Annotated in this window: 25 protein-coding genes and 1 pseudogene; 11 read left to right on the forward strand and 15 right to left on the reverse strand. The window is 67.6% G+C overall.

The window, feature by feature from the left end:
* Positions 1-168 precede the first annotated feature (168 nt).
* The 7 genes from NH342_RS06615 to NH342_RS06645 all read right to left on the reverse strand — a co-directional run bounded on the left by NH342_RS06615 (position 169) and on the right by NH342_RS06645 (position 5,329).
* Complete coding sequence (locus NH342_RS06615; protein WP_253012939.1) at positions 169-1,260, reverse strand: DUF4192 domain-containing protein; 1,092 nt, start codon at positions 1,258-1,260, stop codon at positions 169-171.
* Positions 1,261-1,423: 163 nt separating this feature from the next.
* On the reverse strand, positions 1,424-1,858 hold the full coding sequence (locus tag NH342_RS06620) for a DUF3846 domain-containing protein (RefSeq protein ID WP_253012941.1): 435 nt from the start codon (positions 1,856-1,858) through the stop codon (positions 1,424-1,426).
* Positions 1,859-2,089: 231 nt separating this feature from the next.
* Positions 2,090-2,446, reverse strand: a complete 357-nt coding sequence (locus NH342_RS06625; RefSeq protein WP_253012943.1) for a hypothetical protein — start codon at positions 2,444-2,446, stop codon at positions 2,090-2,092.
* A gap of 239 nt (positions 2,447-2,685) precedes the next feature.
* Positions 2,686-2,958, reverse strand: a complete 273-nt coding sequence (locus tag NH342_RS06630) for a hypothetical protein (RefSeq protein ID WP_253012945.1) — start codon at positions 2,956-2,958, stop codon at positions 2,686-2,688.
* A gap of 307 nt (positions 2,959-3,265) precedes the next feature.
* Positions 3,266-4,204, reverse strand: a complete 939-nt coding sequence (locus NH342_RS06635) for a DNA-processing protein DprA (protein ID WP_253012947.1) — start codon at positions 4,202-4,204, stop codon at positions 3,266-3,268.
* 173 nt (positions 4,205-4,377) lie between these two features.
* A complete protein-coding gene (locus NH342_RS06640) occupies positions 4,378-4,869 on the reverse strand; it encodes a hypothetical protein (RefSeq protein ID WP_253012960.1) in 492 nt (163 codons plus the stop codon).
* A 10-nt stretch (positions 4,870-4,879) separates the two neighbouring features.
* Entirely contained in the window at positions 4,880-5,329 is a 450-nt protein-coding gene (locus NH342_RS06645) for a hypothetical protein (RefSeq protein ID WP_253012962.1), read from the reverse strand.
* 291 nt (positions 5,330-5,620) lie between these two features.
* On the opposite strand from NH342_RS06645, the gene NH342_RS06650 reads away from it, so the two are divergent.
* Positions 5,621-6,418, forward strand: coding sequence for a hypothetical protein (locus NH342_RS06650; RefSeq protein ID WP_253012964.1), 798 nt, complete (start codon positions 5,621-5,623; stop codon positions 6,416-6,418).
* A gap of 220 nt (positions 6,419-6,638) precedes the next feature.
* Here NH342_RS06650 and NH342_RS06655 read toward each other — a convergent pair whose 3' ends face one another.
* Positions 6,639-6,872 (reverse strand): hypothetical protein, encoded by a 234-nt coding sequence (locus NH342_RS06655; RefSeq protein WP_253012966.1) that lies wholly within the window; start codon positions 6,870-6,872, stop codon positions 6,639-6,641.
* 156 nt (positions 6,873-7,028) lie between these two features.
* Between NH342_RS06655 and NH342_RS06660 the strand changes: the two genes are divergently transcribed.
* Both NH342_RS06660 and NH342_RS24120 read left to right on the forward strand, forming a co-directional pair.
* Entirely contained in the window at positions 7,029-8,159 is a 1,131-nt protein-coding gene (locus tag NH342_RS06660; RefSeq protein WP_253012968.1) for a hypothetical protein, read from the forward strand.
* Between the two features lie 111 nt (positions 8,160-8,270).
* Positions 8,271-9,041, forward strand: a complete 771-nt coding sequence (locus tag NH342_RS24120; protein ID WP_253012970.1) for a DUF4839 domain-containing protein — start codon at positions 8,271-8,273, stop codon at positions 9,039-9,041.
* On the opposite strand, the gene NH342_RS06670 is transcribed toward NH342_RS24120, so the two are convergent.
* From NH342_RS06670 to NH342_RS06680, 3 genes are all read right to left on the reverse strand, one after another.
* On the reverse strand, positions 9,012-9,320 hold the full coding sequence (locus NH342_RS06670) for a hypothetical protein (RefSeq protein WP_253012972.1): 309 nt from the start codon (positions 9,318-9,320) through the stop codon (positions 9,012-9,014). The genes NH342_RS24120 and NH342_RS06670 overlap by 30 nt on opposite strands.
* A 177-nt stretch (positions 9,321-9,497) precedes the next feature.
* On the reverse strand, positions 9,498-10,046 hold the full coding sequence (locus NH342_RS06675; RefSeq protein WP_253012974.1) for a hypothetical protein: 549 nt from the start codon (positions 10,044-10,046) through the stop codon (positions 9,498-9,500).
* Between the two features lie 14 nt (positions 10,047-10,060).
* Positions 10,061-14,455, reverse strand: coding sequence for a PA14 domain-containing protein (locus NH342_RS06680; RefSeq protein ID WP_253012976.1), 4,395 nt, complete (start codon positions 14,453-14,455; stop codon positions 10,061-10,063).
* Between the two features lie 127 nt (positions 14,456-14,582).
* On the opposite strand from NH342_RS06680, the gene NH342_RS06685 reads away from it, so the two are divergent.
* From NH342_RS06685 to NH342_RS24475, 3 genes are read left to right on the forward strand one after another with little or no spacing between them, the layout of a single operon-like run.
* Positions 14,583-14,819, forward strand: a complete 237-nt coding sequence (locus NH342_RS06685) for an addiction module protein (protein WP_024476685.1) — start codon at positions 14,583-14,585, stop codon at positions 14,817-14,819.
* Positions 14,816-15,133 carry a type II toxin-antitoxin system RelE/ParE family toxin gene (locus NH342_RS06690; protein WP_024476684.1) on the forward strand — a complete coding sequence of 106 codons (318 nt, stop codon included), beginning with the start codon at positions 14,816-14,818 and terminating at the stop codon, positions 15,131-15,133. Before NH342_RS06685 ends, NH342_RS06690 begins: the two co-directional genes overlap by 4 nt.
* 44 nt (positions 15,134-15,177) lie before the next feature.
* Positions 15,178-15,603 (forward strand): hypothetical protein, encoded by a 426-nt coding sequence (locus NH342_RS24475; protein ID WP_231734932.1) that lies wholly within the window; start codon positions 15,178-15,180, stop codon positions 15,601-15,603.
* A 154-nt stretch (positions 15,604-15,757) separates the two neighbouring features.
* On the opposite strand, the gene NH342_RS23875 is transcribed toward NH342_RS24475, so the two are convergent.
* On the reverse strand, positions 15,758-15,952 hold the full coding sequence (locus tag NH342_RS23875) for a hypothetical protein (protein WP_120298671.1): 195 nt from the start codon (positions 15,950-15,952) through the stop codon (positions 15,758-15,760).
* Positions 15,953-15,989: 37 nt separating this feature from the next.
* Positions 15,990-16,439 carry an aldo/keto reductase gene (locus NH342_RS06700; protein WP_024476682.1) on the reverse strand — a complete coding sequence of 150 codons (450 nt, stop codon included), beginning with the start codon at positions 16,437-16,439 and terminating at the stop codon, positions 15,990-15,992.
* On the opposite strand from NH342_RS06700, the pseudogene NH342_RS24480 reads away from it, so the two are divergent.
* The 4 genes and pseudogenes from NH342_RS24480 to NH342_RS06715 all read left to right on the forward strand — a co-directional run.
* A pseudogene (locus tag NH342_RS24480) lies at positions 16,417-16,509 on the forward strand (IclR family transcriptional regulator C-terminal domain-containing protein); the annotation flags it as partial. The gene NH342_RS06700 and the pseudogene NH342_RS24480 overlap by 23 nt on opposite strands.
* 55 nt (positions 16,510-16,564) lie before the next feature.
* The gene (locus NH342_RS06705) at positions 16,565-16,771 is read left to right on the forward strand and encodes an IclR family transcriptional regulator C-terminal domain-containing protein (RefSeq protein ID WP_256479630.1); all 207 of its coding nucleotides are present in this window, start codon (positions 16,565-16,567) and stop codon (positions 16,769-16,771) included.
* Between the two features lie 161 nt (positions 16,772-16,932).
* On the forward strand, positions 16,933-17,655 hold the full coding sequence (locus tag NH342_RS06710; RefSeq protein WP_253012980.1) for an alpha/beta fold hydrolase: 723 nt from the start codon (positions 16,933-16,935) through the stop codon (positions 17,653-17,655).
* Positions 17,656-17,671: 16 nt separating this feature from the next.
* Entirely contained in the window at positions 17,672-18,586 is a 915-nt protein-coding gene (locus tag NH342_RS06715) for an alpha/beta fold hydrolase (protein WP_253012982.1), read from the forward strand.
* Between the two features lie 1,037 nt (positions 18,587-19,623).
* On the opposite strand, the gene NH342_RS06720 is transcribed toward NH342_RS06715, so the two are convergent.
* Complete coding sequence (locus NH342_RS06720; RefSeq protein WP_024476679.1) at positions 19,624-19,974, reverse strand: helix-turn-helix domain-containing protein; 351 nt, start codon at positions 19,972-19,974, stop codon at positions 19,624-19,626.
* A gap of 71 nt (positions 19,975-20,045) precedes the next feature.
* On the opposite strand from NH342_RS06720, the gene NH342_RS06725 reads away from it, so the two are divergent.
* Complete coding sequence (locus NH342_RS06725) at positions 20,046-21,053, forward strand: zinc-binding alcohol dehydrogenase family protein (RefSeq protein WP_024476678.1); 1,008 nt, start codon at positions 20,046-20,048, stop codon at positions 21,051-21,053.
* A gap of 55 nt (positions 21,054-21,108) precedes the next feature.
* Here the strand turns inward: NH342_RS06725 and NH342_RS06730 are convergent, their stop codons facing one another.
* The gene (locus NH342_RS06730) at positions 21,109-21,690 is read right to left on the reverse strand and encodes a hypothetical protein (protein ID WP_253012984.1); all 582 of its coding nucleotides are present in this window, start codon (positions 21,688-21,690) and stop codon (positions 21,109-21,111) included.
* Between the last annotated feature and the right edge of the window lie 109 nt (positions 21,691-21,799).

A 21,799-nucleotide genomic window follows, 5' to 3' on the forward strand; every position in this document is an offset into this window, starting at 1 on the left:
CCTGCGGCGCTGGTGCGGGGCGCTGCGCGCCCCGCACTGACGGGCAATTCGGCAAGCCGAATTGCATTGCGGAAATAATCGAAAGGCTGCGCCTTTCGATTCGACGGCAGGGGGCTTGGCCGCTTTTGCAAGCGGCATAATCACCCCCGCTGCGCAGGGGTGAACTACCTACGCATGCCGCTTTCTCACGGAAGCTTTCACCCACGCCGGCAAACACGCGGCGTCAATGGCGGTCGATATCAGGACCGCCAACCTGCAGGCCGGATCTACGGTGAGCGCGTCCCTGGCTGCCGTGGCCGCCATCATGAGTTCGTTGTGCCACCACGTGGTGAGGGCCAGCACGGCCAGGGGGTGTGCCCGCACCTGGTCGGGGGCCAGCTGGGCGAGGTGCTCGAGCAGTCGCCGGCGCGGGCTGGTTGCCTCGGGGTCCGGGCGTGCAGCGGGGTCGGAGAACACCCCGTCGAGGACGGCGTGCAGGTGGGCGGTGGTGCTCTCGGCGGTCAGTAGCTCGCTGGCTCGGGGGTCGCCGTGGCTGAGGATGTCCATCAGGACGGCGTCCCGGAACACGTCAACGGCCAGCGCGGCCAGCAGCAGACCCACGGTCTCCTCGGAGGGTGCTGGCGCGGAGGTCCCGGTCGCTGCCGGGGCCGTTTCAGCTTTCCAGGCCTGGAAGGCCTGGCTCAGGGTGACCGTGTGGTCGGCCAGGTCCTGCGCGGCCATGCGCACCGCACGGGCTCGGGTGGCTCGCTCGGCGGCGGGCTGAGGAGTGAGGCACGTCAGGACGTCCTCCCGGGTGCCGGTGGCCAGTGGGGTGCCGCGTCCGACCATCTCGGTGACGAGGGGGTCGTGGTCGAGATCGTCGACGAGTCCGGCGGTACCCGGCTGCCGGTCACCGGCAGGGGTGAGGCAGCGGAAGAGGGTCGGGCCCACGTGCCAGACGTCGAGCACGGTGAGCCCCACGGTGATGAAGGTGCGGGCGATGGCGGCGGCCAGGGCCGACGGTTCTGCATCCGTGTCGACGTCATCGCTGTAGACGATTGCCACGACGGACCCGACTTCGTAGTGCCGGAGGCGTGTGGCGAGTTCGGTGACCACGTCCTGGCTGGCCGGCAGGTCGACCCGGAGGGTCGGGCCTAGACGCGAGGTGGATTGCATGAAGCCGAGCAACACCAGCGATTGCGTGGGCCGAAACCCGATCAGGGTCGGCACGGCGCCGAGCAATTCGCGTGTGCTGGTTATGCGGGTGGCTGGCGTGAGCATTTTTGATCCTTCCCGGTGCCGTGGCCGGCGATCCGGATTCGCGGGGCTGGTTAGGCCTCGGGTGGTCGGTAGCTACCCAAATTTTGGGGCATTGCAGACCAATAATCCAGGGGCGAAAAGACGCAACCGTTATTGGTTTGTTACCAAGCTGCAGGGTGGCAGGTCAGCGGTAGTGGGCGAGGAACGGCTCTGCTGCGCGCACGTAGCCGGCCAGCATCTCGGGGGCGGCCCGCAGCTCCTCGCCCATCTCGACGATCGTGCCGGCCAGCTTCCGGGACAGCGTCAGGTCAGCGCCGTCCTCGTCGACGCCGCCGGTGAAGACCGCCGTGCCGCAGTACGGCTGCGCCTTGAACCCCATCCCGGCGGCCACCAGGGAGGCCAGCGGGTTGAACGGGAGCGAGAACAGCCCCTCGCCGTGGACCCACATGCTCAGCAGGGGGTGCAGCTGCACCACGTCGACGTCACCCCCGACCACCTGCTGCAGGGGCACCAGAAGGCCGTCAGCGGCGCTGGGCGCCCACGTGGCCGGGGTGGCCTGGCCATCGACGGTCACGATGAGGACGCTCACCGGTGCGGCGGGCGAGGGGGCAGAGGGCATGGCTGTTCTCCGGCGTTCCGTGGGGCTGGTCAGGCCCCGTGGCGGTTGGTGATCAGAACGTAGGGCCACCCCCCGACACTTCGGCAAGCCCAGGCCCCTGGTGCCACCGGCATGGGGTGCCGGGCACCTCTTGCCGGTGCTGTCAGCTGCCCTCGAAGACGACCGCGCGCACGGTCGTCGAGTCGGCGGCCTCGAGGTGCACGCTGGGCGTGGTCTGGACCGTGCCGGGCGTCATGCTGGGAGTACCTCGCGAGCTGCACCGCTGGTGCTCTGCGGTGGGCACGCGTTGTGGTGGGTCTGCTGGTGCACCCACCCAGTGCCGGGGCCGTCGTAGCCGTAGGTCAGCGCGCCGGCGCAGTGCACGCAGTGCATGACGGCTCGGTCGGCGAGCGGGACGGCCTGCCAGCCGTCGTGGTCCTGCCAGTAGCGGTCGTCGTCTGGCTCCGCGCGGAGGCCGGCCGGCCCCGGCTCTGGCCAGGTCGCCGGTTCGGTAGCGCGTTCACGGTCGGTGGCGTGCCTGCGCCACTGCTCGAGCAGCCACCGGCGCACGCTGGCCGGGTGTCGCTGGCCGTAGGCCGGCTCGGTCACGCCCCAGCTCTTCCAGGAGGCTCCGTAGGTGGCGACCTGTTCGGCCGCTGCGGCCGCTGCGGCGTAGCTGGGACCGAGCCACGCTTCTCGGACTCGCACGGGCTGCTCGAGGGGCCAGGAGCCGCCGTGCAGGACCGAACGCACACCGGTTGGTCGACCGATGCCGACGTGCAGGGCTGAGCGTCCCCAGACGTCGACCAGGCGCTCGGTGATGACCAGCTCGGCCCAGTACCGGCAGTTCAGCGGCTGGGGAACGGGGTCGTGGTCCCGAGGTCGTGGGCTGGGTCGGCTGAGGTCAGGGGGTAGACCTCGGTGAGCGGCTGGTTCTCCTGGGTCAGCTGGTGGCCGCACAGGTCGCAGATCGGGCCGGGCAGCTCGAGCAGGAGGGGCCCGGTGTTGGGGCATGGCGTGCCGGCCGAGGTGGCGTGGGCGCCCACCCACACCTGCTGCAGGCGGCGCTCGTCCAGGTCGACGTACTTGAGGTCGACGGCGAATCGGTCGAGGGGGTTCACGACCAGGCTCCGGCGATCTGGTCGTTTGCCTCATCACGCCAGGCGTCGGCGCGGTCCTCGGCGGTCTCGGGCAGCAGGTAGTGGCTCTCCCAGCACTCCAGGCATGCTCGGTCAGAGCCCCATGCTGCGCCGGTGAGGGGCTGCCGGCAGCGGGGACACCGCTCGCTCGTATCGGCGTCTCCCATGGCCGTTGTCCTCTCTTGTTGGCTGGTCAGACCCTGCGGTGTTGCTGACGCTAGATGCCGCCACCGACAACCCCCCAGCGTGCGGCCGGGCCCGGGGTTGGCGCCCGGGCCCGGGCGGCGCCTCATTCGAGCTGGTCGTCGAGGTTGGCCAGCAAGTCGGCAGAGCCGGTCACCAGGCGCGCCTCTCCGCTGCTGATCAGCTGGTGGCACCCGACGGAGAACGCCGAGGTGACCGGGCCAGGAACAGCGAAGACAGGCCGCGGGATCTCCAGGGCCGCCGTGACCGTCGGCCGCGTCCCGGATCGGACCAGGGCCTCGACGACGACCACGGCCGCCGAGAGCATGGCCAGCAGCTGAGAGCCGCGCAGCGATCGCCAGGCCGTCGGCGCGGCCCCCGGGCCGAACTCGGACACCAGCAGACCGCCGCGGTCGACGATGTGCCCGAACAGGTCGGCGTTGGAGTGCGGGTAGGGACGGTCGAGCCCACCTCGAGCGACCATGACGGTGGTGCCCGGGCTGCCGGTCAGCGCGCCGCGGTGCGCGGCGGCGTCGATGCCCAGCCCTCCCCCGCTGACCACCGTCCACCCGCGGTCGGTCAGGCCGGCGCCGAGATCGCCGGCCACGTGCTCGCCGTAGGCGGTGCTGGCCCGCGCTCCGATGACGGTCACGGCGCGCTGCAGGACGTCGTCCAGGCGAGCCGGCCCCCGCACCCACAGGCCCAGAGGAGCCAGAAGCCCGGTGCTGCGCAGAGCGGCCGGCCACTCCTCGTCCTCGGGGATCACCAGCCGTGCCCCCGTGCGCTCCCCGGCCATCAGGGGCTGGCCGGCGTCGGCCTGGCCGTGCATCAGCGCGGCGACCTCGTGGGGGGCCTGGCCGGCCATCAGCTCACGCTGGGCAGCCAGCGGCCCGACGTCGGCCAGGTGGTCGACCAGGACGTGGGACACCACGCCCATCTGGGCCGCAATCAGCCACGCGCGGGCCTCGCGCAGCTGCTCCAGCTCGGGGAGGGTGGTGCCGGGGTCGGCGGGAGCGGGCGCGATGAAGCGACGGTGCTCGGACATGTCGAGATCTCCTCGGTGACGGTGGGCTGGTCAGGCCCGGGTTGGTGACATCACCTTAGGCAGCTACGGCGACAATCCGAGGGCGGTCGGCACCGTTGCAGCCGGCATGGGGTGCCGGGGAGCCGGCCCCGAGCGCCCCCTGCTCGGGAGGACGTCGGGGCCGGGCTCCGGTCCTACTCGTAGTCCGCTACGTCTGGCATCTCGAACGACCCGTGCCCCTTGGGACAGGACAGATCGACGTCGATGGTCTCGACCTCGTTGGACTTGCGGATGTTCACGGTCCCGTCGTGGTTCCACCTCGCCCCACGCCGGTAGTCGATCTCCGTGAGGCTCACGTCGAGCTCGTTCCCGCAGTCAGGGCAGGTCAGGTGCTGGCCCCCCTCGCCGGGAGGAAGGGTGCGCAGATCCCCCGGCGCCTGCTCGCCCCGCGCGCGCATCTCCACGGCCAACCGTTCGACGTCGACGACCACGGCCTCGGTGATCCGCGCGAGCAGCGCCCGCAGCTCGTCGTGGGTGCCGACCAGCACCGTGACCTCATCTCCAGCGAGGGTCAACGCCACGTCCTCGGACGCCAGGCGCTCCCCGGTCTGCTCGGCGGCGTCGGCCGCCGTCCACATCCCCACCGCCGCCCCGCGCGCCCGGATGAACTCGTAGCGAGTGCTCACCTCGACCTGCTCAGCCGACCGGGACCGACGCCTGGTGCACGTCGGTCTCCTCGTAGCCCCACGGGTGCTCTCCGGAGGGCGGGTCGGTGCAGACCTCGGGGTGCTTGGCCAGGACCGCGCGCAGACCGCTGGTCCACCGCTCCGCGTCGCTGTTCTGCCAGCCCTGGTGCTCGCAGGACTGGTAGGCGTAGCAGGCGATCGCGTGGTGCAGTCCTGTCAACGAGATCCGCACCGACGGGCGCCGGTAGGTGTACGTCTCGACGTCGTCGTCCCGGAAGTCCACCGGCCCCGGCCGGTTCCCGTCCCCGTCCGCGGGGTAGCGGTAGGCCACGCTGCGCAGGCACTCCTGCCACAGCGACCGGCCCACCTCGTCGGGGCCCAGGTGCGTGACGTGCTCGCTCTCGCACAAGCCCTGCACCAGGACGTCGATGTGCGCCCGGCTGACGATCCAGGCGCTCACCGGTGGCCGCCCTCGATCGTTGCCGCGGGGGAGGAAGTAGCAGGCATCAGAACTCCACGTCGTGTGCTCGGAGGGCTGGTCAGGCCCCGTGTTGGTAGGTCCCATTCTAGGCGCTGCCACCGACAGAAACCCCAGGTCAGGAGGAAGAAACCGCCGAGCCAACCGGCATGGGGTGCCGGTGGCTCGGCGGTTCTGTGCCTGGCATTTGACGATTCGCAGCATCGACGTATGGTCGGCTCACCACCCACCGCGGCCTGACCAGCCGCACGCCGCGCTCAGGACGTGACCGTCATGGACCGCACCCCGTTGATCGGCGCCGACCACCTGGACCTCCTGGTGACCGCCGCCATCCAGTACCGGCAGCTGATCAGCCCCACCACCGCCGCGTTCAGCCCCGCCGGCTCGACGCGCGCGACAGCGGCCTCTCCTCGCGAGGCCGGCCAGCTGCTGCTCGAGGAGAACCTGGCCGCGGCCCGATGGCGCGTGAGCCGGGGCCGCGGCCGCGCACCCGTGCAGCTCCTGGAGTACAGCTTCCGGCCCGTGCTGACCCCGTGGACCGCGGTCGAGGTGATCAAGGCCGTCCACGCCTACCAACACGACACGGCCGACTCCCCCGGCTGGTCCGGCAGCGCAGCGCACCACCTGACGGGCTCGATCGAGAGGGCCGCGACCCAGCACCTGCCCGGATACGCGCAAGCGCTCTGGACCTGGCGCCGGCCGTCTGGGCTCGTGCAGCCCGTCGGGTTGCACGGGGCCTGGGCTCCGGTGGTCCCTCAGGTGCGCTGGAGCGACGTCGATGACGTCCTGGCCGGATGGGTGCACACCCCGGTCGTGGTGGTCACCCTCGAAGCCCTCGAGCTGCTCCCGGCGCAGCTGCCGCCGCGTGAAGGAGCCACCTTCGTGCTGACGCAGTCGGGCCGGCTGGGTAGCCACGAGTGGAGCCTGCTTGAGCACGTAGCCGGCGGGGTACTGGTCGAGCTTCCCCGGGCCGCCGGCTGGCTGGACCAACAGCTCGGCCCCGTGTCACCGGCGGCGGAACTCCAGCCGGCGCACCACAGCGCCCGACAGATCCCGCCGGCAGCTTCCTAGACTGCATCCCGTCCGCTCTGCGGACCCACGATCGGTGCTGCACAACGGTTGGTATCCGGTAGCCACGATCGGATCCCCGACCCGCCGAAGGGTGGTTCCGGAGGCGGGCGGGGATCACGGGGGAGGACCACGCTGGCGCGGCTGCGTGCAGCCGGCAGCCGGGACCGGCAGCTCGCCCGTCGACCAGGTTGCCCAGCGACGTCGACCGTCTCCCCGACGGTCAGGACTGGTCACGGTTGAGCCAGCCTGCGAGCCATTGGATGGCCAGCTGCCGGCCGTCCTCGCTCGAGACGGACAGCGCGGTCACGATCACCGCCGCGGCGAGGCTCGGGGCCGGCTCCCCGAAGAGGGCGATGAGCACGGCGGCCACCAGCAGCAGGAGCTGTGTGAGGCGCGAGGGGCGAGCGGCAGGCGGCCGGCCGGAGGGAAGGTGGGGGAACTGAGGTGCGGTCATGAGGCCAGGTTCTGCGGCTCAACCACCCCGGTCCACCTGGCGCTCATTAACGTACTCGCGGCTTGCTGGGTATGCACTCGCGGCTGATACTGACCCCGCTACCCGCTGAACAGTGTGTGACGGCCGGGAGTACGTGACCCGGAGGTGCGTTACAAGATGGCCAAGATCGCGTTCGACTTGTCCGCTGTCAGCCCCGCCGCGAAGGCGCAGCTGGAGAAGGCCGAGTGGTGGGAGCAGCGACGCACGAGGTCTGCGGCGGATCGGCAGGCGCGCCGCGAAAAGCTCGAGGCGGCCGAGCAGGCGATCAACCGTGCCTGCGCTGCCTACGACACCGAACTCAGGACCGCCAGCACGGAGACCGAGACGCCGAGCTTCCCGCCCCTGCAACTCCGGTACGGCTTCGTCGCACTCCGGAACCGCCGGGACCTTCCTCCCGAGCTCGGAGGCCCATCCCTGGACGGGATGTCCAGGGAGGAGCGCCGCCAGCGCGATCGTCAGACCCGCCCCCCGATGACCCGGATGACCATCGATCGATCCAAGGCGCTGCCGACCTTCCTCGGCATGGTCTACGCCCACCAGGCCGACCCCACGCGCCGGCGGGGTCGACGCCGGGTCTCCAACAACCGCGCAAACGCGGTGGCCATCGACAGCCGGGCCTCCTGGGCCACCATCTGCGGGCGCTGGCACCCGAACCTGGCCGCCCGCCGGGCCCGACTGGTCCGCGACCTCGACGACCTCGAACGCGCACGGCTGCTGGAGCTCACCAACGACCAGCGCGCCCGCTACGAGGGGTTCAAGCTGCTCTCCGACGATGGCTCCGAAGCGCACTACCGGATCCCGAACGACCACGATGACTACCTCGAGCTGCCCAGCGAGTTCATCCGACAGGGCTGGCATCTGGTGCTCACCCCCGCCGAGATCGCCACGCTCATGGTCATCCACCACATGCTCGCCATCACCGCGGTGCCCGCCGGCGTCCCGGGCGTCGGCATCCCCAGAACCACCCGAGCCGCCGTCTACGGCTTGAGCCCCGAGGCCTACGAGTCGGTTCACGAGCTGGAAGAGTTCGGCCTGATCACCGTGCACGACCCCATGCCGCACCGCCGTCAGGGCTTCCTGCGCGCCCGGTCAGCTGCACAACGCACCGAGGACGAGGCAGCCGAGGTCGACCTGAGGCCCGAGACCTACCAGCTGGCCGTAGTGGATCCCAACCCCTTCGCCCGGCCCGCGCTGAGGACCGTTCACGCCGCACTGGACAACTCCCCGGCCGCGCCCCGGTTCTACTAGGGCACACAGCCGACCCCGCCCGCCCCCGAGCGCGTCGCACCACCAGCCCCTTGAGCTGGTGATCCGCGTGGCGGTCAGGACCCCAAGACCCCCAGATGCCAGGGTGCTGGCGTGAGCGGGGACGAGAACAGCAGGCGCAGCGCGGTCCGATACGAGACGAAGACGGTGCAGGCCGTACGGGGCACCGTGGCCAAGACCATCGCGAACTGGGAAGCCCAGGGCTGGGAGGTCGTGTCCCAGTCTGAAGGTCTTCTTCGTACCGAGATCACCCTCGGGCGGGCCAAGCGTGGGATCGACGTCCGCCGCTACGCCCTCATCGGGGCTGGGGCAGCCGTCGTGATCGGGGCCATCGTGGCGGTCAGCATCCTCGCCGGCGGCGGGGGCGACGAGGAGACCACGGCACAGCAGGCAGCAGGCACCACCTCCACCAGCACCACGACAACCTCCCCCGCAGCACCACCGGCCACCTCGAGCGCAGCCCCCTCGGAGGAGACCGTCCTGACCGCCGAGAACAACTCCGACCTCGCCGCCGTCCTGGCCGTGACCGACTACTGCAGTCCGCAGGTCGCGACCTTCGCGCAGACCTACCAGGGCCGCACGATCGCCTTCCCTGCCAGCGTGGCCAACATCGCCAACCACGACGGCGCCAGCACCAGGTACGACATCCTCCTCGCCCCCGGCGACGAGGGACCGAACAGCACGGTCGGCCCGGCCTTCCAGTTCCGCGACGTCAACACCACCAACGACCTGAACATCACCGGCGACGGACCGAACTCCATCACCGCCGGGACCCTGCTGGACGTCACCGCCGAGGTCGACGAGTACGACGCAACCTACGGGTGCCTGTTCCGCCTACAGCCGGTCCAGACCAGCTTTCGCTGACTCGTCGCCGGGCCGGTCGAGCCAGTAGTACAGGGAGGGCGCCGCGACACCGGCGGCCCGGGCGACATCGGCCTTCGTGTGGGTGCCAGCCGCAGCCCGCCGGATCAACTCGGCCCACTCGGCGTTGATCGCCCGCAGCACCTCGCGCAGCTCGAGAGCCTGCCGCGACGTCGTCCCATGGTCGACCACCGCATCGGCAACCCGCCGGCGGACCGCCCTACGCCGTCCCGCTGCTGCACGCAGGTCATCGAGCTCGTCGACCCCGTCAGGTGCAGTCACTAAACGATGATGACCGATAAGTCGTGCACGAGGGCATTGAGTGGGGCCTAAGTCGGAGGTATATCCACGCCGCAAGCCAAGATGCCCAGTCCGGCCCCCTGCGCTCGAAATGCCTTCAGATGCACACCTGGCGGCACTTGTGCAGGCATTCGACACTTTATTCCACTTGATGAGCGATCATGAGTGGGTAGCGAGGAATATCAGGAGGGTTAACAGTCCCGCCCCGAGAGCGTAGGCGGCGCCCCACCCAATTGCAGCTACTCGAGGCCGCGTTTCGACGGTACTTGTATCCGGGCACCATTGTGACGGATCGTCGAACTGACGGCCCAGGGACTCTTCGATACGCGTTCGCGCACGCCGCGCACTAGGGTATTTCCCTATTGCGCCGATCAGCGATTGGGCAACAGCCGTTGACCCCTCACGCTTTCCCGAGTTCAACACCACCTCAAAGCCGTTGTCTACTGCGATCCATCGGACGGTGTCCATCGGTATGCGCTTGGTCGACCACATATTGATGAGTTGAACTGAGTCACGGTCAGCGCTGATTTTCGAGGTTGCCACCAGCCACGCCGGTATCGCTAACGCTCCGAACATTGAGCCATAGAGGAACGCGGATGGTGCTGTGGAGAAGGCGGGAAGAATAGCGGTGTTGATCAGTAACTGGAAGGCAATAATAAGGCCCATGAAAACTCTCAAGCCCAAATTAGCCCGGATCGTTACCGGCATTTCTAATCCAATCGTCATCGGCGTCGCTGAACTCGCCAGCCGTCGCTGTAGCCCATGATGGCAAGTGACGCGTTAGCGAGCATGTTGGTGCCGATCTGACCGTAACGGCCTACCCTGGCAATTCCGTTTGCGGCGTGTCGACCGATGCTGGCGAAGGCGCTGTTTCTCCATGCGCCGCTTAGCGCTCGCCCTGCGACGCCGCCGGCAACAGCGATAGCTGCGCCGCGTCCGAATGTTCCCCAGTTGAAGCTGGCCTGGCCGCTACGCGAGAAGGATGTCGCACTTGCAGCTGCCAGGAGAATTCCGGCGCCCATGCAGGCTCCAGCACTCATGACAACGCATGCCCCCAACCCCACATAGGTGGCAACCCTCGTGATGGTGCCCCAGTTTCGTTGGACTGCGTGGTATGCGCGAGTGACGTGGCTGGTGACCCAGGACCACGGACTCTTTCCATCCAGGTCCATCTGGTTGATGGGGTCGGCGTTGCTGTAGTCGTAATCGTTGGCGCTTCCGCCCTCAACGGGGTCGACGCTGAGGAATCGTCCGAGCAGGGGCGAAAACGGTCGGGCGCCCATCTGTACGACCAGGAGAGAGCCAGCGTGCTCCACGGGCCTGCGGTACTGGCCCAACCAACCGAAGTCCATCTCACCCGGCTGGTTGTTTGCCATTCCGTCCCCGGCCGCTGTGAGGGATTCCCCGAACGGGCCGTAGGTGCGGAGAGCGCCCGCCTGCTTACCGTTCGAGTCGGTCGTGAGGCTGAGGTCTCCCCGAACGGTGGGGTGGTCCCAGGTGCGCGCGGAGGCGGTGGGCGTCCAGGTGTAGACCGCGCCTCCGGGCAGGGTGATGGTGCGAGTCAGGACCCTCTGACTTGAGCTCAGGGCCAAGTCGGCGCTGTCACTGCCTGCGGTGTATCCGTAGCGAACCTCCCCGACGGGGTCACCGCTGGTCGTGGTTCGTCGGATGATCCGGTTGGTGGCGTCGCGAAGGTAGGCGACATTGGCCGGGTCGGTACCGCCGGTCTGAATTCCAATGTTTCGACCGGAGCCATCCCACTGGAGTTGGGTGGAAACGCCACCCTGGCTGTAAGCGGTGGTGTTGCCGCTCGAGTCGTAGGTAATCCCGCTGATGGTTGTGGCGCCGAGAGTGGCGATCAATCGGTCGGCTGCGTCGTAGCAGTACCCGGTGACTGCGGTCCCTGCGCTGGTGACATCAGTCATCTTTACTCGATTGCCGTTGGACCCGGCATTAGCCTGTGTGCTTGTGGGGCACGAGCTGTCGGCTGCCGCGGTGAAGTCATAGCTGTAGTGATGGCCGGTCACCCATGCATCGACGAGCCGTCCGACAGCGTCGTAGGCAAAATTGTTGCCTGCTGGCTGTGCGTCGACCCCACCGAGCGATTCATCGACGATGGTGCCCGCCCGACTGCGGGTTACCGCAGACACCACGTCGGTGTTGTCTGCCGTGTGCCACGTGACCGAGATGGTCGCTCCAGAGCTGTCTCGCGTGACGGCCGAGAGCGAGCTCCCATTGGAGTAGCTGACGGAGTCGATCTCACCGGCGGTGTTGTAGGTGGTGGTGGCCAGCGTGGTGCCATCCATCGCGACGGTGAGAGTGCGACCGGCGTCGTCGTAGGTGTAGGTGGTCTGCTGGGCCGGGTCGGCAGTGGTGGGCGGGGTGACCGTTTGGGTGGTCAGGCGACCGGCTCTGTCATAGGTCATGTCGGTGGTGATGCCGTTGGCATCGGTGTACTTGATCACCCGGCCGAGCAGGTCGACCTGCGTGCGGATGGTCCCGTTGTTGTCGGTAACAGTGCTGACCAGTGGGTTACCACTCTCCGCGTAGCTGTACTGGACGGTGCGGGCGCCACCTGCTGAACCGGCGGGGAAGGTCTGGGTGACCGTGCGGCCACGGCCGTCGTAGGTGGTGCATTCCGAGCTGCCGGACGTGGTGGCGCGAGCGACCACGCGTCCTGCGGCGTCGTAGATCTGCTCGTCGGTGCGAGCAGGACCGGTAGCAGGGGCAGCCGATGTAGTGATCTTGGGGAGACCAGCCTGGTTGGCCGGGTCGTTAGCCGAGGTGCAGGGGTTGTCGCGTTGCTCGGCATCGCCGTAGGCCGTGTAGGTGACGGTTGCGCCGGTGGGCTTCGTCTTCGTGGTGGGCCGGAGGTATCCGGTTCCAAGGGCCTCATAGCCGGTGCTGCTCGTGAGCCCACCCACGGTCCGACTCGTGGCGAGACCGAAGGCGGCATCGAGGTTGCTGGCGGTGTAGCCGGTGGTCGTGGTCCGGTCGGGGATGCCGGCAGACTCGGCCGTGGTGGTCGAGGTGACGAGCCCGTAATTGGGCTTGAGGTACTGGCCAGGAACGGGCTCGTAGGTGGTGTCGGGCTTGCGCCAGTTCAAATGCAGGGTGCCGGCGCCGCCGTTGTTGTAGTAGTCGACTCGGATGCGGTGCAAGGAGCCGGCGGTGGGGTTGGCGAAGCTGCCCGACACCGCGCGGAGCGAGCCAGCAGTCCAGGAGTCGACGACCAGGGTGTCGTCGATCCACAGCCGTGCACCGTCGTCGACCTCGAGCTCGAGGGTGTACGAACCGGCGGTCGGGAAGACGATGTCCCCGGTGGCGCGGGCCCCGAAGGTACCTGCAGGAATGCCGGTGGCCGGAGCGGCGCCACTGGCCCAGTCACCGCGGAGGCGACCGTCGGTGGTGCCGAGCCCAGTCTGATAGACCTTCGGCGCCCCCGTCAGGGTGGTGTTGTCGTACAGCGCGACGCCCAGGCCGGCAATGCCCTCGTCGTAGCCCGTCGTGGTCTGGGGGATCGTCGATGCGCATGCTGCCGTCGGGGTCTGCCCGTTGAAGCAGGAGGCCGAGGCGGGCCCGTAGGTGATGGTGGGCCGGTTGCGGGCGTCGTACACGGTGCTCGAGACTCGCCCGGCGGCATCCGTGGAGGTCAGCTGCAGATCCTGCACGTTCCACGTCTGGCTGGTGACTCGGCCGGTCGCATCTGTGGTGGACAGCAACCGGTCTGCGTCGTCGTAAACGACCTTGCTGAAGAAGCCGGAGGAGGGGTTGAGCCCGGCGGCGTCGACGTAGGTGGTGCGGTTGGCCGCGTCGTACCGGTAGGTCCGCTGCGGCCGGTCCTGGTTGGAGGTGGGCTTGGGGCCGGTCACGGTCTGCGCCGCCGGCTTACCGCGCGTCGTGGTGTAGGTGATCGTGGTGGTGGCGTCGGAGGAAGCGTTGGCGCTCGGGTTGGAGGCAACCCAGTCCGCACCCAACGCGTCGCGGGCGCCGGTGAGGAGACCGTTGGCGTCGTAGGCGTAGTCGGTGACCGCACCGCCGGGGTTCTCGACGCGAGCCAGCCGGCCGTTGGAGTACCAGTAGCGGGTTTCGGTCCCGTCCCAGTACGTGATGCGGCACAGCATTCGCCCGGGAGGAGTGGCGTCGAATCCCGAGGGGATGTTGGCGCCGTTGTAGCAGTTCTCGCCGGACCGGTTGTAGGTCAGCGTGGCGCTGCGCCCGGAGACGGGGTCGACGATCTGGCTGAGTCGGGACGGGGTGCCGGAGTAGACGTTCTGCAAGGCGGCGGGCTTGCGGGAGTCCAGGGTCGAGGTGAGGGTGTCCAGCTTGCCGTCGGTGCGGAAGGTGTAGACCTGCCCGCCCTCGGTGAGGGTGACGCGGCCGCCGGAGTCGATGCTGAGGACGCCGGTCTCGTCCGCTGGCGGTGCGTAGCTGCCGTTGGTCTTGGTCCAGGTGTGCTTGGCGCCGGATGCGTCGGTGAGCACGACGGTCTGGTCGGCGATGAGGGCGTCGGTGTAGACCGCGCCGCTGCCGTCGAGGTCGGCGGACAAAGTCCAGCCTTGGGGAAGAGCCGGGCTGTCGGTGGTGGTGAGCCAGGAGCTGGGCACGATCTGTTCGGGCACGGTGCCGCCGGCGGTGGTGCGGACGTAGAGCTTCATCGACGCCGAGCCGGTCATCTCCTCGGACTCCACGACGATCGGCACCATCTGGCCGGCGACCAGGTCGATGCTCTTGGCCTTCGCGGTCGCCCAGTTCACCGTCGAGGTCGAGGCGGTGTTGTCGTAGACCACGGTGCCGTTGATGACGACCCAGCCGGTGTCGTCGTGCGTTCCGGCGAACTGGTAGGTACCGGTGACCGGGGGGACGAAGTAGCCCTGCCAACGGGTCAGGAACCAGTCGGTACCCAGGATGGGCGGGAAGGGAGACGCGGTGCCCCAGTCCATGTTGACCTGGGGCTCGTTGCGCACCAGGACCGGCTTCTGGGTGTTGTCGTCGATGAGCCCGGCGTGCGAGGGGTCGTCGTAGTAGGAGGCGGTCAGGCCGGTGGGAGTGGTCTGCTGGGAGTTGTAGGTCAGGTTCAGCCCGACAGACCCCCGCGGCGCAACGACCCGCGACATGACGGGCCAGCACGCGGCCTATGAGCATCAGCAGCACGTCGCGTCGGCGTGACGTTCACAGCAGCCCCGCAACCCGAGCCACAGACGCCCAGCGCGATTGTCGGCCGTTCGACGTACACTTGAATACATGACACCCGACACCGCAACTCTGATCCGAGACGGCCTCGCGCTCGACGCCGATCAGCGCGCGGTCGTCGCTAACGCCCTGCTCGAAAGCCTCCATGATGCAGACGACGAGAGCGAGGTCGATGCAGCCTGGCGTGCCGAGGCTACCCGGCGACTGGCCGAGGTGCGTGAGGGTGCGGTCGATCTGGTGGATGCCGACGAGCACTACGAGCGTTTGCGCGCCTTGCTCACCGCATGACCTTGGCCCAGCGAGAGCACCCCGAGGCCGTCGCGGAGTTCGACGCCGCCGTGCGCTGGTACGAAGACCAGGAGCCAGGGATCGGCCTTGCGCTCATCGACCGAGCAAGGCAAGCCCGGAAAGACCTCGACCAATGGCCGAACGCCGCCCCACCATTCACGACCGCTGACGATGGCACCGTGATCCGCAGCAAGGCCGTTCGCGGATACCCGTACCGCATCGTCTACACGGTGGAGCCGGACACGATCCTGATCCTCGCCTACGCCCACGAGCGCCGCGAACCCGGCTACTGGCTCCACCGGCTGAACGACTGAACAGCACGCCGCCGGGCTCATGGCTCGGATCGGGTCTCGCGTACATTTCTGGCGCCGTCGAACCCGGTGGTGAGGTCAGCGAGGAGCAGCTCCGCCGTCTCATGGGGCACGGCCAGGACCCCAACACGAGCGAACAGTTGGGTCGTCCGTACCGCCGATTCGCAAGCACTGCCGAGCGAGTTGCCCGTCGGCTTGAGAAGCTTCCCGAGACCCTCGCTCCCGCTGATAGGGGTGCACAGGTGGCGTTGATCGAGGCGGAAGAGGCAGGGAAACCGACGGGTGTGTTCGGCGAAGTCGGTGAGGCGGGCGAGGTTCTGTCGGGTCTTGACGGCGAGGTAGCGGCCGTTGACTTTCCGGTCTTCGTTGATCTCAAGCAGGGCTTCGGCGGCATGCTGGCGGACGTAGGGGTCTTCGGCGTCGTCGGCGGCGATCTGTGGCCCAGACTTCGCGAATTCGGGCAGGGGTACTAAAGCCCACCCCCTGTTCCCGATCGGGCACACTGCAGAACTTACTCTCTCCCTCGCCGCCATCTGCAGTGCACGCGACTTCGCGATGGTTTGGACGCGGCTGTCGAGCGAGCCGAAGGTGAGGCGAGCAAGGCAGATCGCGCCTACGTTCGAGCCATCACCTTCGCCGCCGGTCAGTTGCTTCGCGCAGTCGCCGAAGTCCACCGGGCAAGCCTGGCGAGCCGTATTCGTCGGCGGTCTCGAGGCAGCGGTCGTGTGTGCAGCGCATGATGGCGGAGAGCCGGTCCTGCGTGTAGTCGAATGTCCAGGAGCCGCGCGAGGCGTTCTGCTGCGTCTCCAGAGCGCGCTGAATTTACCAGATCGGTGACGATTTTGGTGTTCTTGGTGGACTAATGACCGTTCTCGGGCAGGTCAGAGTCCCGCGCGGCGGCTTCGCCGTTGTCGAGGGACGCAAGCGTGGCCATCTGGTCGGTGCTAAGGCGGAAGTCGAAGACCGAGAGGTTCTCGACCAGGCGTTTGGGGTCTGACGATCTCGGCACCGGCACGAGGCCCTGCTGCACGTGCCAGCGGAGCACCACCTGTGCCGCCGTTCGTCCGACGTCCGCCGCGATCTGCACGATCGTCGGGTTCTCCCGCAGCTCGGGCCCGCGGCCGAGCGGGCTCCAGCTCTCGGTCACGATACCGAGCACCTCGTGCGCGCGTCGAGGAACGGTACGGGCGATGTCGGGGCTGAGCTGGATCTGGTTCACGTCGGGCACGACCCCGGTCGCGGAACCGACGACGGCGGTGCGAGTCGCTTCACGGTTGGGCAAGGAGATGCCGGCCCATTGCACCTCCACGGGAAAGGTTCTCCTGGCGCAGCTCCCGCGAGAACAATTGGACCGTCTCTACCCCGACGAGCAACTCTCACAGGTGACTCCGCAGTCGATCCGTACCAAGACCGAGCTCCTCGCACAACTGGATCTTGTCGCGAAGCAGGGGCTATGCAACGAACCGGGAGGAGAGCGAGGAGGGCGTGGCCTCGGTGGCCGTGGCCGTTCCCTCGGCGAGCGGGCTGCGGTTGGCGATCAACGCATCTGCCCCGGTGTTCCGCTTGCCTCCCCGCAAGGTGAAGACCCTCGTCGCACTCCTCGATGAGGCAGCCGTACGTCTGGCCGACCTGACCTCCTGAAGGCTCGTCGTCTCTTTCCCCTGCGACCTGGTGCAGGGGTCGTTCGGCGCGTTCTGAAGAGAGCTCGAGCCATGCTTGACTGTTGGCGCCGCGCAAGCTATTGTGTCTTCTAGTTAGGAACAAGTTCTGCTCAGCAGATAAATATGCGAAGAGGATGATCAATGCAGATCGTACTGGTGCACGGCGGATGGGTAGGCGGCTGGGTGTGGGACGGCGTCGCCGACGAATTGCGCAGAATGGGGCACGAGGTGATCGCGCCGACGCTGCGCGGTCTCGAAGACGGTGACGTGGACCGCTCCGGCGTCACGATGAGCATGATGGCGCGCGATCTGATCGATCAGGTAAGAGAGCTCACCCAGCTCGACATCGTGCTCGTCGGTCATAGCGGCGGAGGTCCGCTCATCCAACTCGTCGCTGAGGCGATGCCCGAGCGCATCGGCCGGGTCGTCTTCGTCGACGCCTGGGTGCTGCGCGACGGCGAGACCATTAACGACGTGCTCCCCGATCCGTTGGTCGCAGCGACGAAGGCGCTTGCGAGTCAGTCCGACGACAACACCATCGTCATGCCGCCTGAGCTCTGGGCCGCGTCTATGCAGGACATGTCCCCGTTCGAGCAGCAGCAGCTCGCCGCGCTCGAGCCGAGGCTCGTCCCATCGCCGGCAGGCTGGTCCGATGAGCCGATCCGCCTCGACCGGTTCTGGGCGAGCAGCATCCCGTCAAGTTATGTGTTCCTCGCTCAGGACCAGGCCGTTCCCGCTGAGATCTACCAGGCCGCGGCCGGGCGGCTTGATAGTCCGCGCACGATCGAGATCGACGGAAGCCATTTGGTGATGCTCACGCATCCGGAGAGGCTCGCACGGGCCCTCGACGCCGTCATTGCCTAACAGGCCTGGGGAAGCTATGGATTCGATTTCACGCCCAGACGACGTCGCGCCGATCTCGTACACCGAACTGGCGCCGTCGGGTGCGCCTGCTCGGTGGATCGTCCTCGTGCACGGGGGTGGTGCCTCGAACGAGTACTATCTCGAGACGCCCGACGGCCGACAGGGCTGGGCGGCACGATTGGTATCGCATGGCTACGGTGTGCTGGTGGTGGACTGGCTGGGGTTGTCCTATGAGGCGGCCCAACACGTCGATGATCGTGCGGCGTCTGCGCGGCTGGACTATGAGAGCGTGTGCCGAGGGATGGGCGTGTTCCTCTCTGGTCTCGGCCGGAACGTCGTGCTGGTCGTGCACTCGATGGCAGGTCCGATTGGCTTCCGCCTCCTAGAGACGCATGGCGATCTCATCGACGGGCTCGTAGCCGTCGCTCCGGGCCCGCCTGGAAATATACAGGCGGTGCCCGAGATCGTGAGGGAGTCCGACCAGGAGGTCTCCATCCGTGGAGCGGCCATCGACTGGACCATCCCGAAGATGGGTTTCTGGGAACCCACAAGCGCCTTCGTGAACGACAAGGCCATCGGACCCAGCCGGCGGTTCCCCCGCGAGTGCATCGAGGTGTTCCGCCGCACCCTTCGGCCGATCCCGGCCCGGATGCTTTATCAGCGTCTGAACATCGGTGGGAGCCAAATGAGGATCGGGCCGACCGACGCGTTCACGAACAAGCCGATTCTCGTCTTCACGGGTGGAGCCGATACCGACCACCCCTCGCAGCTGGATCAGGACATCGTGGCCTGGCTCACCGATCAGGGCGCCGCCGTCACCTTCTGGTCGTCCGAACTGCCTCTTCTCGCTGGGAACGGCCACTCGCTGATGGTCGAAGACAATAGCGACGAGCTCGCTGACGAGATCGCGCGGTGGATCACGGCGCTCTGACTCGCCACCGTATCGTCCCGGCCATTATTTCAGCCGACCCGACGTCCCCAACAGCGGAGGAGAACGCCAGTCGTTTCCTTCGTGTCACTCGAGGGAACGCTGTGCCAGCTCGTTGCCGACTACGACTTGGTCGATCGGGCCCTTGCTCGAACTCCTCATTTCATACGTCTGGCGATGGACTCAAGGGAGATGTTCGCCGACGGCCGCGTGCAACTCCAGGTCATCGGTGGACAGCTGAGGCGTCTGCCACGACGCATCGAGACGATCGGTTCGCAGCTCGAACGGAACGTTCGGGCTGAGCATAAGGATGTTCCGAGACCTCCAGGAACGCGGATGGATCGGTTCGTTGGTCGGGGAGCTGACGACCACCCTGGTTGGCGTGGCGCTTATCGTCGCTGCGGTGCTACTTTCGGTCTCGGGGGGTGGCCCCCAGCTCGCCCCGACGTCGCACTCCTACCGTTCCTAGGGGCGGGGTGGTCGGCCTCGCGGGCAGGCTCCTCGTGCTGAGGCCGCTGCGCACCTCCTTGATGCGCACCACGCTGATCGCCGGATCCTGGCAAACTATCCCGCGACGCGAATTCGCAGGGGGTGTCGGCGCGACTTTCGATCGACGTACAGTGCCGTCCGTTAACAAACGATCGGTTCGTGCGACCGAACTGTCGAACGCCTGTGCATCGCTGCGGCGAGTTCCTCATGGCGCAGTACCTGGGTTTCGCTTCCGGAAGAAGATTTCACGAACCCCAGCGACACGGTGTTGCGGTGACGTTCGACGAAAGAGAAGAAGGATGGCCCGGCGAATCCCAATCGCGCGAAGTCTCGCCTTCGAAATGACAGAAGCGCTCCTGTGCTCGCGCGTCGGTTACTTCGCACCTTCTAGGTGTGACGTTATCAATTAGGGTGATGACGACCGGTGACGGGTACCGGTACCTGCTGAACTCTGTCGTGTCCGGTGACGGCGACCGCGACGCCTCGTCTGTGTTGACGCGGTATTACGCGGAGGCCGGGACTCCTGGCTCGATGTAGCGCCGAGGGGGTCGCTACTGGTCGGTTCCGACGTTGTGTTCAACCCAGTCGCGCAGATGCTTCAACGGGGCGGCTGCGCTGTGTCCGAGGTCAGTAAGTTCGTACTCCACGCGAGCGGGAACCTCGGGGTAGACGGTGCGAGTGAGCAGGCCGTGGTCTTCGAGACGCTTGAGGGTCTGGGACAGCACCTTGGGGCTGACGCCTTCCAAGCGTCGTTTGAGTTGCCCGTTGCGTTGCGGCCCGTCTTCGAGCGCACCGATGGCCAGGGCGCTCCACTTGTTGGCGAGCAGGTCGAGCATGTCGCGGCACGGACACATGGCCGCGTACACGTCGTTCCGGTCGCACTCATCCACGGTCTGACTCATACGTTCATGGTATCCGATGGGTACTAGGTTGCCTTGACGGTAACCAGTAGGTCTGGGGAACCATAATTGGCATGACGGCTACGACTGCGATCGGATACGAGAAGAACCTCCCCGCCACCGACCCCGAGGCGCTGACCGCCCGCGAGGTCGAGGTGCCCGAACTTGGACCGCATGACTTGTTGGTCGAGGTCGAGGCGGTCTCGGTGAACCCGGTCGATGTGAAACTGCGGGAAGGCGCTCCTGCGAACGGGTTCAAGGTGCTCGGCTTCGACGCCGCCGGTACGGTGCGCGAGGTCGGCTCAGCGGTGACGCTGTTCGCTCCGGGTGACGAGGTGTACTACGCGGGCAGCATCGACCGGCCAGGTACGAACCAGCGCCTGCATGTTGTGGATGAGCGGATTACGGGGCGCAAGCCGCAGGTGCTGTCGTTTGCCGACGCTGCTGCGCTGCCGCTGACGGCGATCACCGCCTGGGAGACCCTGTTCGAGCGGCTCGCCCTTACCGAGGACTCGACCGGCACCCTGCTGGTGATCGGCGCGACCGGCGGAGTCGGATCGATCATGCTGGCACTGGCCGACGCGCTCCTGCCGAACGTCACCGTGATCGCCACCGCCTCCGACGATGAACGCTCCGCCTGGGTGCGCAACCTGGGCGCGGAGCATGTGGTGAACCACCGCGACGACCTGGCTGAGCAGGTGCTCGCCGTCGCGCAGGATGGCGTGGACTGGCTGTTCACCGCGCATTCCGCGGGGCAGATCGAAACCTATGCGCGGATCGTTCGAGCGTTCGGGCATATTGTCGCCATTGACGACGGTCCGCGCGACGTGTTCCCGCTCAAGGGCAAGAGCATCGCTTGGCACTGGGAACTGATGTTCACCCGCCCGCTCAGGCAGACCCCGGACATGATTGAACAGCACCAGCTCCTGAACACTGTCGCTGACCTTGTAGATCAGGGCCGCATCCGCACCACGGCCACAACGACACTCGCGCCGATCTCACCGACCACACTCCGCGAGGCGCACGAGTTGGTCGAGAACGGCCGCACAGTCGGCAAGGTCACCGTCCACAGATGGGAGTAGACTGAAACCGCGCGCACGCGCATGTTCACAGGCGAGTGCGTTTGCAGAACCTCGGCTAGGCCAGGTCGGTGTTGGGCGCGATGTCGGCGTACTCGGCGGTGGAGCCGTCGACCTCGACCTCGCTGTCGTCGGCGGGCTGGACCAGCCCCAGCGAAGCGGTGTGGTCGTCGACAGCGACCTGCAGCAGGTCGGGGTCGCCCGCGTCCTCGGCGAACGAGGGGCTCAGCGGGTGCTGGTCGGTCTCGGCCCGGCCCTCGTCGCCGTCGGTCAGGTCGACCTCGATGGGCTGCCAGTTCCCGTCCTCGTCCTCGACGTTCATCGGCTCGGTCGACTGCGTGATCGTCTGGGTGCCGTTGGTGTTGTCGTAGGTGGTGGTGAACTCGCTGCGGTCGGCCACCTCCGAGGTGTCCGGGTCGTAGGACGACTCAGCCGACGCGGCGTCGGCCAGCGGTGCGAAGTCCCCGGCCGCCTCCGGGTCCGCCGAGACGGCGTCGGCCGGGGCCTCGCTGGACAGCGCGGGCAGGTCCCGCGGGTAGACACCCTGCGCGGGAGCGGCCGCAGCAGGGGTCGCCGGGGTGACGGCCAGACCTGCGCCGATCAGCGCCGCCGCGGCGATCGCCGCCACGGATCCCCTCATCCGCCATTGGCGAACAGCGGTGAAGTGTGACCGTGCATGCATGAGACCCACCTGGTGTCGAGCTGAGAAAGACCCGTGACGATTTCGAGCCCGCGGGAGCCTCACACGG

This window comes from Klenkia sp. PcliD-1-E (assembly GCF_024124375.1).
Lineage (GTDB): Bacteria > Actinomycetota > Actinomycetes > Mycobacteriales > Geodermatophilaceae > Klenkia.